This window comes from Azospirillum terrae (genome assembly GCF_053470425.1).
Genome location: NZ_JBPXMR010000001.1, coordinates 1,250,877 through 1,265,011, shown reverse-complemented (window position 1 = coordinate 1,265,011; position 14,135 = coordinate 1,250,877). Strand labels below are relative to the sequence as shown.

The 14,135-nt window shown below is 69.4% G+C and carries 13 protein-coding genes; 2 read left to right on the top strand and 11 right to left on the bottom strand.

Annotated features, from left to right (window positions below; all coding sequences use genetic code 11):
* The first annotated feature begins 176 nt into the window (after positions 1-176).
* Together fliI and ACSVDD_RS06085 are read left to right on the top strand one after the other, a co-directional pair.
* Positions 177-1,469 (top strand): flagellar protein export ATPase FliI, encoded by a 1,293-nt coding sequence (fliI, locus tag ACSVDD_RS06090; protein WP_448188395.1) that lies wholly within the window; start codon positions 177-179, stop codon positions 1,467-1,469.
* Positions 1,466-1,900, top strand: coding sequence for a flagellar FliJ family protein (locus tag ACSVDD_RS06085; RefSeq protein WP_448188394.1), 435 nt, complete (start codon positions 1,466-1,468; stop codon positions 1,898-1,900). Before fliI ends, ACSVDD_RS06085 begins: the two co-directional genes overlap by 4 nt.
* 18 nt (positions 1,901-1,918) lie before the next feature.
* On the opposite strand, the gene ACSVDD_RS06080 is transcribed toward ACSVDD_RS06085, so the two are convergent.
* The 11 genes from ACSVDD_RS06080 to fliF form a co-directional block, all read right to left on the bottom strand.
* A complete protein-coding gene (locus tag ACSVDD_RS06080) occupies positions 1,919-2,290 on the bottom strand; it encodes a c-type cytochrome (RefSeq protein WP_448188393.1) in 372 nt (123 codons plus the stop codon).
* A gap of 90 nt (positions 2,291-2,380) precedes the next feature.
* Positions 2,381-2,740 (bottom strand): hypothetical protein, encoded by a 360-nt coding sequence (locus ACSVDD_RS06075; protein ID WP_448188392.1) that lies wholly within the window; start codon positions 2,738-2,740, stop codon positions 2,381-2,383.
* A 14-nt stretch (positions 2,741-2,754) separates the two neighbouring features.
* Complete coding sequence (locus tag ACSVDD_RS06070; RefSeq protein ID WP_448188391.1) at positions 2,755-4,644, bottom strand: hypothetical protein; 1,890 nt, start codon at positions 4,642-4,644, stop codon at positions 2,755-2,757.
* Positions 4,645-4,656: 12 nt separating this feature from the next.
* The gene (locus ACSVDD_RS06065) at positions 4,657-5,475 is read right to left on the bottom strand and encodes a MinD/ParA family protein (protein ID WP_448188390.1); all 819 of its coding nucleotides are present in this window, start codon (positions 5,473-5,475) and stop codon (positions 4,657-4,659) included.
* Positions 5,472-6,530, bottom strand: a complete 1,059-nt coding sequence (locus ACSVDD_RS06060; protein ID WP_448188389.1) for a flagellar biosynthesis protein FlhF — start codon at positions 6,528-6,530, stop codon at positions 5,472-5,474. The genes ACSVDD_RS06065 and ACSVDD_RS06060 overlap by 4 nt, the downstream gene beginning before the upstream one ends.
* 43 nt (positions 6,531-6,573) lie before the next feature.
* On the bottom strand, positions 6,574-8,739 hold the full coding sequence (gene flhA / locus ACSVDD_RS06055) for a flagellar biosynthesis protein FlhA (RefSeq protein WP_448188388.1): 2,166 nt from the start codon (positions 8,737-8,739) through the stop codon (positions 6,574-6,576).
* Between the two features lie 23 nt (positions 8,740-8,762).
* Positions 8,763-10,265, bottom strand: coding sequence for a sigma-54-dependent transcriptional regulator (locus ACSVDD_RS06050; protein ID WP_448188387.1), 1,503 nt, complete (start codon positions 10,263-10,265; stop codon positions 8,763-8,765).
* Between the two features lies 1 nt (position 10,266).
* Positions 10,267-11,250 (bottom strand): motility protein A, encoded by a 984-nt coding sequence (locus tag ACSVDD_RS06045; RefSeq protein WP_448188386.1) that lies wholly within the window; start codon positions 11,248-11,250, stop codon positions 10,267-10,269.
* Entirely contained in the window at positions 11,247-11,522 is a 276-nt protein-coding gene (gene fliN, locus ACSVDD_RS06040) for a flagellar motor switch protein FliN (protein WP_448188517.1), read from the bottom strand. Before fliN ends, ACSVDD_RS06045 begins: the two co-directional genes overlap by 4 nt.
* 75 nt (positions 11,523-11,597) lie before the next feature.
* Complete coding sequence (locus ACSVDD_RS06035; protein ID WP_448188385.1) at positions 11,598-12,326, bottom strand: FliH/SctL family protein; 729 nt, start codon at positions 12,324-12,326, stop codon at positions 11,598-11,600.
* Positions 12,327-12,337: 11 nt separating this feature from the next.
* Positions 12,338-14,005 (bottom strand): flagellar basal-body MS-ring/collar protein FliF, encoded by a 1,668-nt coding sequence (fliF, locus tag ACSVDD_RS06030; RefSeq protein ID WP_448188384.1) that lies wholly within the window; start codon positions 14,003-14,005, stop codon positions 12,338-12,340.
* Positions 14,006-14,135: the final 130 nt, after the last annotated feature.

Below are 14,135 nucleotides of genomic sequence, written 5' to 3'. Positions count from 1 at the left end.
ACGATTCAGCTTAACGCCAGCGCCGGAATGCGCTTCATTTAACGTTAATCTTTCCGGCCGATGATGGCTCTGCAACGGCGGAAAAGCCAATTCTCCAGCCGTTTCCAATGCTTAACGCCGTCCCGGACCGTACCGTGCCAGCCGACGTCGCCCGCCTCATCGATGACATTAATGCGATGCCCGACTACCGCCGGTTCGGGCGGGTCACCGCCGTTCTCGGCCTGCTGGTCGAGGTCGGCGGCATCGAAAAGGAGCTGTCGGTCGGCGGCCGTTGCGCCGTCGAGGCGCGCGACGGCCGCCGCGTGCCCTGCGAAGTGGTCGGATTCCGCCAGAGCCGGGCGCTGCTGATGCCGCTGGGCGGGCTCGACGGCGTCGGGCTGGGGTGCCGGGCGGTGGTGGCCGACGGGCAGCCGATGGTCTATCCCACCGACGCATGGCTGGGCCGCGTCATCAACGCGCTGGGCGAGCCGGTGGACGGCAAGGGGCCGCTGCCCAAGGGCACGGTCGGCATTCCGATCCGCAACTCGCCGCCCTCGGCGCATTCCCGCGCGCGGGTCGGGCAGAAGCTCGACCTCGGCATCCGGGCGATCAACACCTTCCTCACCTGCTGCCGCGGCCAGCGCATGGGCATCTTCGCCGGTTCGGGCGTCGGCAAATCGTCGGTCATGTCGATGCTGGCCAAGTACTCGGGCGCCGAGGTGGCGGTGATCGGCCTGCTCGGCGAGCGCGGGCGCGAGTTGCAGGAGTTCATCGTCGAGGATCTGGGCGAGGAGGGACTGGCGCGCAGCGTCGTGGTCTGCGCCACCTCGGACGAGCCGCCGCTGATGCGCCGGCAGTCGGCCTACATGACGATGGCGGTGGCCGAGTATTTCCGCGACCAGGGCCGCGACGTGCTGTGCATGATGGACAGCGTGACGCGCTTCGCCATGGCCCAGCGCGAGATCGGCCTGTCGGCCGGCGAGCCGCCGACCACCAAGGGCTACCCGCCCACCGTCTTCGCCGAACTGCCCAAGCTGCTGGAACGCGCCGGGCCGGGTGTTCCCGGATCGGGCTCGATCACCGGCCTGTTCACCGTGCTGGTGGAAGGCGACGACCACAACGAGCCGATCGCCGACGCGGTGCGCGGCATCCTCGACGGACACATCGTGCTGGAGCGCCAGATCGGCGAGCGCGGCCGGTATCCGGCCATCAACATCCTGCGCAGCGTGTCGCGCACCATGCCCGGCTGCAACTCCCAGGAGGAGAACGAGCTGGTCGGGCGGGCGCGGCGCATGCTGTCGGCGTACGACAACATGGCGGAGATGATCCGCCTGGGCGCCTACCGCCGCGGCACCGACCCGGCGGTGGACGAGGCCATCCACTACCAGCCGGCCCTGGAAGCCTTCCTCAAGCAAGGCAAGCGTGAGGCCACCGATCTTGCGACCGGTTACGCCCAGCTCGCCGAAATCCTCGGGATGCCGTGGTCATGAGCAGCCTGAAAACCATCATCCGCCTGCACAAGTGGCAGCTCGACGAGAAGCGTCGCGCCCTGTCCGACTTGCAGAACCTGCACGACCGCCTGTGCATGGAACTGGCCCGCCTGCGCGAGGAGGTCCGGCGCGAGCAGGAGGCGGCGCGCACCGATCAGGCCGTGGCGTTCAGCTACCCCGCCTTCGCCAAGGCGGCGCGCGAGCGCGACCACCGTTTGCAGGACTCGATCGCCCAGGTCGAGCAGCAGATCGAAGCCGCCACCGAGGAGATGTCCGAAGCCTTCCAGGAGCTGAAGCGCTTCGAACTGGCCGAGGAGGAGCGCCTGAAGCGCGAGCGCGAGAAGATCCGCCGCAAGGAGGACGCCATGCTCGACGAAACCGCGCTGGTCGGCTTCCGTCGCCGCCAGGCACAGGAAAGCGCCGGGCAGTAGCAGCCCGGCCCGCGTCCCTTACTTCAGCGACTTGATGAAGGCGATCAGGTAGTCCTGCTCGGCGCGGTCCTTGATCGAGACGTGGCGCATGCGGGTGCCGGGGAGGACTTTTTCGTTGTCGGCGATCCAGCGGCGCAGGTTGGCCTCGGTCCAGGTGATGCCGGACTTGCGCATGGCGTCGGAATACTCGAAGCGCGGCAGCGTGCCGGCCTTGCGCCCGACGACGCCGATCAGGCTCGGCCCGAAGGCGTTCTTGCTGGGGTCGAGCGCGTGGCAGGCGGCGCAGTGGTTGAACACCTGACGGCCGGCAACCTCCTCGGCGGTTTCCGCGAGCGCGGGACCGCCCGCAAGCAACACCCCCGCCGCTATCGCGATGCCGGCGACTTTCATGGCGCGAATTCCCCCATCTGAAACTTACCCACGTGCATAATAGGGGTATTCCGGCGGCGGGATTATTAGACTTTAGAACAAGTGCGACCGTTAATACCGCTCCATCCGCGCGAAGAGATGCGGGTTGTCCCAACCCGGCTGACGGTCTTCGACCACGACGCGGTGGGCGGTGCGCTCGGCGCGCACCTCGGTCCAGCGCGGCACGGCCTCGTTGCCGACATCGTCCAGCACGGCCAGCGCCAATGCCTCCAGCCCGCCGGGGAAGGCGGCCAACTCGGTCAGGTAGGCGGCGAAGCCGGCGGGGGCGATCACCCAACGGTCGGGCACGTAGCGCAGCTCCAGCCGCGTGCCGGGCTGCGGCTCGCCGGACAGAGTCACCAGATAGTCGTGCCGGACGTCGGGGTTGGCGGCGGTGGTCAGGCGCTCGCGGCGCTGTTTGGGAGGGGGCATGGGAGGCGCTCCGTTCATGCCGTGACGCCCAGGCCGGCGCGGCCGGCGCGGGTCAGCTTGACCCAGTTGCGCGCGCCGTTCTGGAACGACAGCGTGCCGGTGAAGCCGACCGCGCCGAGGCTGTCCGCGAAGATGCCCGTCAGCTCGGCGTTCAGTTCGGCGGGGAACGGCGTGTGGGTGCGCAGGATCAGGTCGAAGCGTTGCGGCCGCACCAGCCCGTCGAGCTGGAGCGGGCCGAAGCGGCTCAGCTCCAGGTCGATGACGAAGCGGCTGCCGCGCGCCTCGCGCTCGCCCTTGGAGCCGCCGCCCTCGTCGCCGTCCACCCGGCGGATCTGCACCTGCATCGGCTGAAGCGTGCGCCCGTCGAGCATCGGCACGGCGAAGAGCTTCCAGTCGGACGGCGGCGCGTCGGCGGCGGCCGGGCGGGGCGGGGTGCGCAGTTCCTCTTCCAGCTGCTTGAGCAGGGCGCCCTGGCCGGTGCGCTCCAGCGTCGCCGTCGCCTCCTCGCCGAGCCAGCCGCGCGCGTCGCCGCCGCGCATGGCCGACAGCAGGAAGGTCAACGCCGCGGCCAGCTTCTTGTTCGGCTGCGGAAGCACGGTGTTGGTGAGCGTGCGGGCCAGCTCCGGGTCGGCGGCGGCCAGAGCCGCCATCACCTGCCGCAGCGCCGGCCAGTCCTTGGCGTCGGCCGGCGCCTCGGCGCCATGCGGAGCGGCGGCGTGCTGCGCCCGCAACGGGTCCGTCAGCACCACCGTCGCCCGCGTGCCGGGCGGCAGCGGCCCCTGCGTGGTCAGCACCAGCATGCCCTGCCGGGTGGCGAGGATCGGCTGCCCCTGCGGCGTGGCGCCGGCCACCGTGCCGTGCAGCAGCGGCCCCCGGTCGTTGTCCGCCGCCGGAAGGCTGGTGAGCGGGGCCTCCAGCGGGATCGGCGCGGCGGTGCCGGGCTGCGCCACGCTGACCACCTTCAACGCCACCGTCGCCCCCTGCACCAGCATAGGGGCGGGCTTGGCCGGCACGGACGACGGCTGAAGCGGTTGGGGCGCGGCGTCGGGAACGGCTTGAGGGGTGGCCTTGGGGGTGGTCTGCGGACCGGCTTCGGAAGTGGTCTGCGGTGCCGGCGCGGCTTGGGGCGCGGCCTTGGGAGCGGCGGTTGGGTCGGGCTTGACCTCGGGCTTGGCGCCGTTGGGCAGGGTTGGGGATGCGCCGGGGTGCGCGGCGTCGCCGCCCAATTGGACCGGTGCGCCGGATGGCGGACCCGCAGGCGGCGCGGCGGGCTGGGCGGTGCTGGCGGGTGCCGGGGGGGCCGCTGTTGGAGCGGTCGGCGCCGCGGAGGACGGTGCCGCGGGCGCGGCGGTCGCCGGGGTGGGGCGTGAGGCCGGCGCTGCGCTGGTGGGTGCGCTGGGTCCAGGAGGTGTGGCCGGCTTGGCGGCGGCGAGCACCAGCGCCGGCAGGACGCTGCCCGGCAGCAGCAGAGGCACCGCCGCGCCGGGCGCCGCCGGGGCTGCGCTGGGCAGCGTCAGCAGCACGGCCGGCGGCGTGCCCGCCGGCTGCGGCTGCGGCGGTGCGGCCCCGGCCTGGCCGGTGGTGGGCGGGGTGTTGGCGAAGACCATGGCGCGGCCGGGCGGCTGGCCGGGGCTGATTTGCACGGTGACGGGTTTGTCCGCCGACAGCGTGGCGGCGAGGTCCAGCAGCACGTCGCCCATCTGGGTGCGGATGCGCGTCAGACCCTCGGGCGTCGTACCGGCGACGGTGCCTGTCAGCGCCACGGCCCGCGGCAGATCTTGGAGGCGCTCGGGCAGCTTCACCACCGCGGCCTCGCCCAACAACACCTGCGCGGTGCCGGGCGTCGTGGCCGGGGCCGCGACGGCGGTCGGCGGGGGTGGCGGGATGGAACCGGCGCCGCCCATCGCGCAGCCTCCTTACGCCTTTTCCTTGTCCTTGATCAGACGTTGCGCCAGTTGCACCACGTCGTTGGCCGCGTCGCTCTGCGGCGAGCGGGTGAGGATCGGGATCTGGTTGCGGATGGCGTCGCGCACCTTGAGGTCGCGGCGGATGATGCCGGCCAGCGGCGGCTTGAACTTCAGGAAGTTCTGGCAGGCCTTGAGGATGGTGCCGTAGGTGCGGTCGCCCTCCTTCAGCGTCTGCGCCAGATTCACCACCACGCGCAGGTCGGCGTTGCGATTGGTGACGTGCGTCAGCTTGATGAAGGCATAGGCGTCGGTGATCGAGGTCGGCTCGTCGTTGGTGACCACCAGCGTGGTGCCGGCCGGGCCGCACAGCGTGCGCACCGTGCGATCCACGCCCGCGCCCATGTCCATGATGACGTAGTCGTAGTCGCGCGCCAGATCGAACAGATTGTTGCGCAGGCTCGACAGCGCCTGACTGGGCAGCGTCGCCAGGGTGCCGGAGCCGGACCGGCCGGCGATGATGTCGAAGCCGCCATCGGGGAAGCGCTCGGCCGCGCGCTGGAGCGTGACCGTGCCCTCGATGACCTGGCCCAGGTCGCGCTTGGGCTGGAAGCCCAACTGGATGTCCACGTTGGCGAGGCCCAGATCGCCGTCGAACAGCAGCGCGTTCTTGCCCATGCGCGCCAGCGCGTGCGCCAGCGTGATGGAGAACCAGGTCTTGCCGACACCGCCCTTGCCGCTGGCCACGGCGATGACGTTCCGGCCGCGCAGCGGACGGACGTTGGAGCCGGGGGCAATCGACGCGGGCGCCGGGAATACCTTTTCGGTCATGATGCGGTCCTCGACGAGCTCACGGCGTGAGCGGCTTTGGTTTGTCTGGTCTTGGCCCTGGACGGTGCCGGCTTGACGGCCGGCTTCTCCACCGGGGGCATCATCAGGCGGGCGAAGGCGACGGGATTGAGCGGCGTCAGCCCCTCGGCCACCTTGGCGGACACGGTGCCGTCGCAGAAGACGAGGCGGGCGCGGTGCGCGGCGGCCAGCGTGCTGCCGAACCGCCGCGCCACGTCCAGCCGCGTCACCAGCAGACGCTTGACGCCCAGCGCCTTGAAGGCCATCCCGGTCTCGGCGGCCTCCACCATGTCCATGCCGGCGGGCAGCACCAGGATCGGCTCCATCTCGCCGGCCCCGAGCAGCGCCCGCAGATCGCCCATCTCGTCGGCGTCGAAGGGGTTGCGGCCGGCGGTGTCGATGACGACGAGGTCGTTGCCGCGGCTGACGTCGATGGCGCCGCCCAGCGCCTCCGGGTCCTCGACGCGGTGCAGCTTGACCTTCAGGAGGCGTGTGAAGGCGGCCAGCTGGTCGACGCCGCCGGCCCGCACGGTGTCGGTGGTGATGACGCTGACGGTGCGGTTCTTCAGCACGGCGCGCGCCGCCAGCTTGGCGACGGTCAGCGTCTTGCCCGAACCCGGCGGCCCGACCAGCATCAGCGGTCGGGCGTTGCCGCGGCCGCCGTTGGGCAGCGGGTGGAAATTGAAGACGGAGTCGAGCGCCGCGCCCAGCGCCAGTGTCGCGTCCTCGGTGTCCAGGCCGGCGGCGGCGTCGATGAGCTGTTCGGCCAGTGCCGCCGGCACGCCGTGGCGGTGCAGGGCGTCGGCCACCAGTTCGCCAACGTCCACCTCGGGCTCGACGGGCGCTCGGCTGGAGACGGCGGCGTTGATGCGGGCGGGTTCGGACGGGTGATCGTCTTCCTCGACCGCGGCGGTGACGCGCACGCCGCCGCCTTCCTCCTCGCGCGTGGCGACGATGATGGCATCGTCGCCAAGCTGCTGACGGACCTGGCGCATGGCGTCGGCCATGCTCTTGGCGTGGAAGGATTTCAGCCGCATGGGCGGCACTCCTTCCGGTTTCTAGGGGCGGATATGCGCATGATCAGATCTGCCCCAGGGTCTTGATCTTGGCCTTCGGATGAATCTCGTTCTGCGACATGACCACCGTGGACGGCCGGAAGCGCTCGATGATCGAGCGCACGTAGGGCCGTATCGGAGGACTGGTCAGCAGCACAGGCGTTTCACCCATCATGGCTTGTCGTTCGAACGTCTGGCGCACCGACGTTATGAATTGTTGCAGTCGGCTGGGCGCCATCGCCAACTGCCGGTCGTCGCCTTCGCCCATGAGCGATTCGGCGAAGGCCTCTTCCCATTCGGGCGACATCGTGATGAGCGGGATGAACCCCATTTCGTTGGTGCAGGCGTCGCAAATCTGCCGCGCCAGGCGCGAACGGACGTGCTCGGTGATCTGCGTGATGCTGCGCGTTTGACCCGATGCCTCGGAGACACCTTCGAGGATGGCCGAAAGATCCCGGATCGAGATGCGTTCCGCAAGCAGGTTTTGCAGAATGCGCTGCAAACCACCGATGGTGATCTGCGACGGGATGACGTCGGCCACCAGCTTCTGGTGCGCCTTGTCCAACTCGTCCAGCAGTTTCTGCGTCTCGGTGAAGGACAACAGCTCGGGCATGTTGTCCTTGATGAGTTCGGTCAAATGGGTGGTCACCACGGTGGATGGGTCCACCACGGTGTAGCCCTTGAACAGCGCCTCCTCGCGGTAGCCGGCCTCGACCCAGATCGCCGGCAGGCCGAACGTCGGCTCGGTGGTGGCCTCGCCGGGCAGGCTCATGGCCTCGCCGCGCGGGTCCATGACCAGAAGCATGTTGGGCCGCACGTCGCCGCGGCCCGCCTCGATCTCCTTCACCCGGATCACGTAGGTGTTGGGTGGAAGCTGGAGATTGTCCTGGATGCGCACCGCCGGCATGACGAATCCGGCCTCGCCGGCGATCTGCCGGCGCAGCCCCTTGATCTGGTCGGTCAGCCGGTGGCTGCCGGACTGCGGCGCGTTGATCAGCGACAACAGGCCGTAGCCCAGCTCCAGCCGAATCAGGTCGATGGCGAGTGCCGTGGATATGGGCTCGTCGGCCACCGGGGCCGCCGCGCTGGCGGCCGCGTCGTCGATGCCCGCCTGCGCCTCCTCCTGCTCCTTGCGGGCGCGCATGCGGGGCAGGAACCACGCCGCACCGCCGGTCGCCAGCGCCATGGGCAGGAAGACGTACGACGGCATGCCCGGCATCGCCGCCAGCATCGTCAGCAGGCCCGTCGCGATGCCCAGCGCCATGGGATAGCCGGTCAGCTGGCCGACCACCGCCTTGTCGGTGGAGCCGCCGGTGCCGGCCTTCGACACCAGGAAGCCGGCGGAGATGGAGATGACCAGCGCCGGGATCTGCGACACCAGACCGTCGCCGATGGTCAGCTTGGTGAAGGTGTCCAGCGCCGTCATCACCGGCATGTTGTGGCGCAGAACCGCGATCGACACGCCGCCGATGATGTTGATGAACATGATCAGCAGGCCGGCGACCGCGTCTCCCTTCACGAACTTCGACGCACCGTCCATGGAGCCGAAGAAGGCGCTTTCGTCCTCCAGTTCCTTGCGGCGCTTGCGGGCCGTGGTCTCGTCGATCATGCCGGCGCCGAGGTCGGCGTCGATGGCCATCTGCTTGCCGGGCATGGCGTCGAGGGTGAAACGCGCCGCCACTTCGGCGATGCGGCCGGAACCGGCGACGATCACCTTGAAGTTCACGATGGTCAGGATCGCGTAGACGATCACGCCGATGATGAAGTCGCCGCCCATCACGAAGCTGGCGAACGCCTCGATGACGTGCCCGGCCGCCTTGGTGCCCTCGTGCCCGTGGCTGAGGATGAGGCGGGTCGACGCCATGTTCAGCGACAGCCGCAGCAGCGTCGTGATCAGCAGGATGGTCGGGTAGGACGACAGCTCCAGCGGCTTCTGGATGAACAGCACGACCATCAGGATCAGCACCGACGCCGTGATCGACACCGCCAGCATCATGTCGAGCAGCAGCGTCGGCATCGGCATGATCAGCGCGATGATGATCATCATGATGCCGACCGCCATCAGCACGTCGCCGCGCTTCAGCGATGCCTTGATGACGCCGACCATCTCGCCGATCGCGGCCACGTTGCCGCCGCCGCCGGCACCACTGCCGCCGCCGCTGTTCTCGGGATTGTGTTCGGTGAGCGCCATGGAGGTGTCCGGCCTTTACGCGGTCAGCCGAACATGGCGCCGCGGTCGTCGCCGCCGGACGGCGGCACCGGGACGCCTTCCTCGTTGTACTGCTTCAGCTTGTTGCGCAGCGTGCGGATCGAGATGCCCAGGATGTTCGCCGCGTGCGTCCGGTTGCCCAGGCAGTGCGACAGCGTTTCAATGATCAGGTCGCGCTCCACGTCGGCCACCGTGCGGCCCACCAGTCCGGTCAGACCGCTGCCCCCCGGCATCGCCGCGATGGGCGGGGCGTAGGGCTGCGCGTAGCCGGGCGGGGGAGCGTAGGCGGAAGATGCGGTAGGAGGCATGGGCCGGGCCGCCGGCACGGTGCCGGACGGGCCGGCGAAGGGCTGCGCCACCGGCGAGCCGGCGGGGATCGACGCCTGCGCCGAGCCCTCCGGCGCCAGCGTCTGGCTGCTCAGCATGATCGCTTCCGGCCCGATGGTCTCGCCGCGGGCGAGCAGCACGGCGCGGTGCATGGTGTTTTCCAGCTCGCGCACGTTGCCGCGCCAGTGGTGCGCCATCAGCAACTGAAGCGTCTCCGGCGCCAGCGTCTTCTCGGGCAGGCCGTTGGCCTCGGCGTACTTCTTGATGAAGTGATCGGCCACCAGCGGGATGTCGAGCGGCCGCTCGCGCAAGGAGGGCAGACGGACGTTGAAGACGTTCAGGCGGAAGTACAGATCCTCGCGGAAATTGCCGGCCTGGACCTCGGCCTCCAGATTGCGGTTGGAGGTGGCGATCAGGCGGACGTTGACCTTGATGGGCTGGGACGAGCCGACCCGGTCGATTTCCTTCTCCTGGATGGCGCGCAGCAGCTTGGCCTGGAGGCGCGGGTGCATCTCCGACAGCTCGTCGAGCAGCAGCGTGCCGCCGTTCGCCTCCTCGAACTTGCCCAGCCGGCGCGCCACGGCGCCGGTGAAGGCGCCCTTCTCGTGGCCGAACAGCTCGGACTCCAGCAGGTTCTCGGGGATGGCGGCGCAGTTGACGGCGACGAAGTTCTCCTTCGAGCGGCGGCTCTTGCGGTGGATGTAGCGGGCCATCAGCTCCTTGCCGGTGCCGGACTCGCCGGTGATCAGCACGGACGCGTCGCTGGGGGCGATCTGGTCGGCCAGCCGCAGCGTCGCCACCATCGCCGGGTCCTGGCAGACGATGGAGTGGCTCTCCTCCGCCACCGCTTCCAGCACGGCGCCGATCAGCTCGGCGTTGGGTGGCAGCGGGATGTATTCCTTGGCACCGGCGCGGATGGCGCGCACGGCGGCGGACGCGTCGGTGCCGATGCCGCAGGCGACGACCGGGATGTTGATCCGCTCGGCCTTCAGGCTGTCGATGAAGGCCGCCACGTCCAGCTTGACGTCGATCATCGCGATGTCGGCGCCGCACGCCGCCCGCAAGGCGTTGAGAGCGCCCTCGATGCTGTCGGTGTGGGACACCTTGGCGCCGCGCTGCATGGCGATCTTGCCGGCAGCGGTGATGTACCCCTCCAGGGTGCCAACGATCAGTAGACGCATCTCACGCTCCCCTCGGGGACTCTTTCTCGAAATACTGGATCCGCCGCCCCGGCGGCAGAAGCGTATTGAGCAGCATCTCCAGGCGGCGGGGGTTTTCCTGCCGCGCGATCGATACCGCACCAATGGTGTACAGGGTCTTGACCAGGGCCTCTTCCTCGGCGGCGCGTTCGAGCTTGGCGGCCAGCGGCGCCAGCACGACGTTGCCCAGAACGGCGCCGTAGAAGGTGGTCAGCAGCGCCAGCGCCATGCTCGGCCCGATGGTCGAGGGGTCGCTGAGGCCGCCCAACATCTGCACCAGCCCGACCAGCGTGCCGATCAGCCCCATGGCCGGCGCCACTTCGGACGCGCGGCGCAGCACGGCGGCGCTCTTGGTGCGCGCGGCGCCGACCGCTTCGACCTCGGCGGTCAGCATGTGCTCGACGTCGTCGGTGGGCAGGCCCTCGGTGATCAGCGAGACGCAGCGGTGCAGGAACGGCTCGCCCTTCAGCTCGGGGAGCATGCTTTTCAGCATCTCCGGCCCGGCGCGGCGCGCGGCCTCGGCGAGCAGCATGACCTGTCGCGACACGGCGCGCGGGTCGTGGGTGCTCTGTACCAGAATGCGGCCGGCGTTGCCCCACGCCGCCATCACGTCGCCCAACGAGAAGGACGCGGTGGTGACCGCCAGCGTGCCGCCCAGCACGATCAGCAGCGACGGCGGGTCGAGGAAGGCGCGCAGACTGCCGCCCGACGCCATCGCCACCAGGATGACGCACGCCGCGGCCCCCAGGCCGACCAGCGTGCCGGCGTCGAGCCGGCCACGCAGGCGCGTGCGCGACGGCGACGCCGCGACGCGTTCGGCCATGGCCGCGGTCCGCTGGGCGCGCAGTTCGTTGGCCTCGCGCGTGGCGGCGTCGCGCGTGGCGGCTTCCCGCAGGCCGTCATCGTCCAGGGCGGCTTCCCGCCTGGCGGCGGCGTTGCGGATGCTGCTGTCGCGGGAGCTGATCATCCGCGCTCCGACTTGATGATTTCGGTCATGGTGATGCCCAGCCGGTCCTCGACGACGACGACCTCGCCGCGCGCCACCAGACGGTTGTTGACATAGATGTCGATGGCCTCGCCGACCTTGCGGTCCAGCTCGACCACGGCGCCGCGGCCGAGCTTGAGGAGCTGGCTCACCTGCATGGTCGATTTTCCGAGCACGGCCGAGATCTGGACGGGGATGTCGTACACCGCCTCGAGATCCTTCGCCGGGCCGAGACCGCTGTCGTACTCCGACATGTCGGAGCGACCGTTGTCGATCTCGTCGAGGGAGAAGGTGTCCTTAGCCATCTAGAGTCTCCGGACAAAAATCGTTCACTGCAGCGCACCCCCTTCAAGGAGACGGGAAGCGCTTTCCTCGATGTCGGCCAGCAGGCGGGCGGTGTCCCGCTCGGCACCGCCCTCGGCCCACTCGACCCGGCAGTCGCCGGGGCCGAGCGCCGGGTCGCCGACGACGACCAGCTTGGTGTCGAAGCCGCAGTTGGCGACGGTGGCCTCCAGGTGCCCGCGCACCAGTTCGATGGTGTCGGGGGCGACGCGCACCACCAGCCGCGGCTCGTCCATCAGGTCGGTCAGGCAGGCGCGCACCAGCCTCTCGATCTCGGCGAGGCCGTTCCGGCGCGCCAGTTCCGGCATCAGCTTGCGCACGATGGCAAGCGCGATGTGCACGGGCTGGTCGCTGCGCGCGGCGTTGCCGGCCTCGCGCTGGACGATCAGATCCGCCACGCCCCGCGCGATGCGGTCCAGCGCCTGGGCGGTGAGCGCCGCGTCGGTGCTCTCGATCTCGGCGCGGGCGGCTTCGGCGCCCTCCGCCAGTCCGGCGGCGTGACCGTCGGCGTAGCCCTGCTCGATGCCGGCCTTGTTGCCGGTCACCATGCCCTCACGGAAGCCGGCCTCGCGGGCGGCGGTCAGCTCCGCTTCGCCGAAGGTTGGCGCGGGCGGCGGCTCGGGCGCCAATTCCTCCTCGACATGAGCGTAGTTGTGGCCGTGGTGGTTGTCCACGTCGAAGGATTCGTCGAACTGGAACTTGCGGACGGAGGTCATTCAGTGCGCCCTCAGCTCTCTTGGTAGAGCCAGTTGCGCAGGATCGACACCGCTTCTTCCGGGTGCTTCTCGACGATTTCGCCGACTTTGCGCAACGAGGACGCGCGGACGCGGCCCTCGACCCGATTGATGTCGATCATCTGCTCCAGCTCTTCGTCGGCTTGTGCGGCTTCCAGCGCCAGATCCTGTGCCAGCGCGCCGGTCGGGCCGGCGAGCGCCGCCGGCATGCCCGACTGATCGCTGAGCAGCTTGTCCATGTCGTCATCCTCCTGCGCGTCGGCCTTCTCGAAGGCGCGCGTGATCAGGGGGCGGATGACCAGCAGGATGATCAGCACGGCGACGATGCCCAGCACCACCATCTCGGCGATGCGGAAGATGTCGTCCTTGCCCATGCCCAGGAAGATGGCGTCCGGCTTGGCGAACTCGTCGTCGGGCGTGGAGAAGCGCATGTTGACGATTTCGATCGTGTCGCCGCGCACCGCGTCCAACCCGACCGCCGAGCGCACCAGCGCCTTGATGCTCTCCATCTCCTGGTCGGGGCGGGGCTGGTAGGTGGGCTTCCCGCCATCGGGGCTGGGCGTGTAGACGCCGTCCACCAGCACCGCCACCGACAGGCGGCGGATCTGGCCGCTCTCGCGGACGTGGTTCTTGGTGGTGCGGCTGATCTCGTAGTTGACCGTCTCCTCGTTGCGGGTCGACTTGTTCGAGGAGATGGAGCTGTTGTCCCTGCTGCCGGTCTGCGCGGTGGGCAGGTTCTGGTCGACGGTGACGGGCTGGAGCGGGTCGCGGTCCTGGCTCTGGTTGGTCTCGCCCACCGTCTGGGTGGAGCGCACCACCTGGCTTTCGGGGTCGAAGATCTCCGACTGCGTGGTGATGCGGTCGAAGTCCAGGTCGGCCGACACCTCGGCGCGCACCTTGCCGTAGCCCACCGTGCGGCCGACCAGATCCTCGATGGTGGCGGCGATGCGCCGCTCGTAGGCGAGTTTCTTCTCCTCGGCGTTGGCCATCATCAGGTCTTCGCTGTTCGCCCCGCCGCCGCGGGCGAGCAGCTTGCCCTTGTCGTCGATGATGGAGACCTGGGTGGGCTCCAGGTTCGGCACCGAGGCGGCGATCAGGTACTGGATTGCCGAAATGTTCTCGCGCGACAGCTGCGCGCCGGGCCGCAGCTTGAGGAAGACGCTGGCCGTCGCCGGGTTCTGTGTGCGGGCGAACAGCTCGCGCTTGGGCAGCACGAGGTGGACGCGCGCCTGCTGCACGCCGTTCATCGTGCCGACCGTGCGCGCCATCTCACCTTCCAGCGCGCGCAAGTGGTTGATGTTCTGGATGAAACTGGTGGCGCCGAAGCCCTCGCCCTTGTCGAACAGCTCATAGCCGACCGAGCCGCCGGACGGCAGCCCGGCCTCGGCCATCTTCATGCGGACGGAACCGATCTGGTCGGCGGGGACGCGGATCTTGGTGCCGTTCTTGTCGACGGCGTAGGGGATCTTGGCGTCGTCCAGCTTCTTGGCGATGGCGGCGGCGTCGGCGGGCTGAAGCTCGGCGTACAGCAGCTCCATGTCGGGGGAGGACAGGCGCGTCGTCAGATAGACGAAAAAGCCGATCAGCAGCAAAGCCACGGCGCCGATCGCCCCGAGGCGCGCGGGGCCCAGATTGCGCAAGGTTTGCAGCAGGTTGTTCACGCGCGTCAGTCCCCGAGCGGTCGGAACCCCGCAGCCGCCGGACCGGGGCTGCAAAATCCACGCCGATGGTTTTTCACGGTTCGGAGGGTGAAAGGTTTTGATGAATTAACGGTTAATTCGTCGGCAGGAT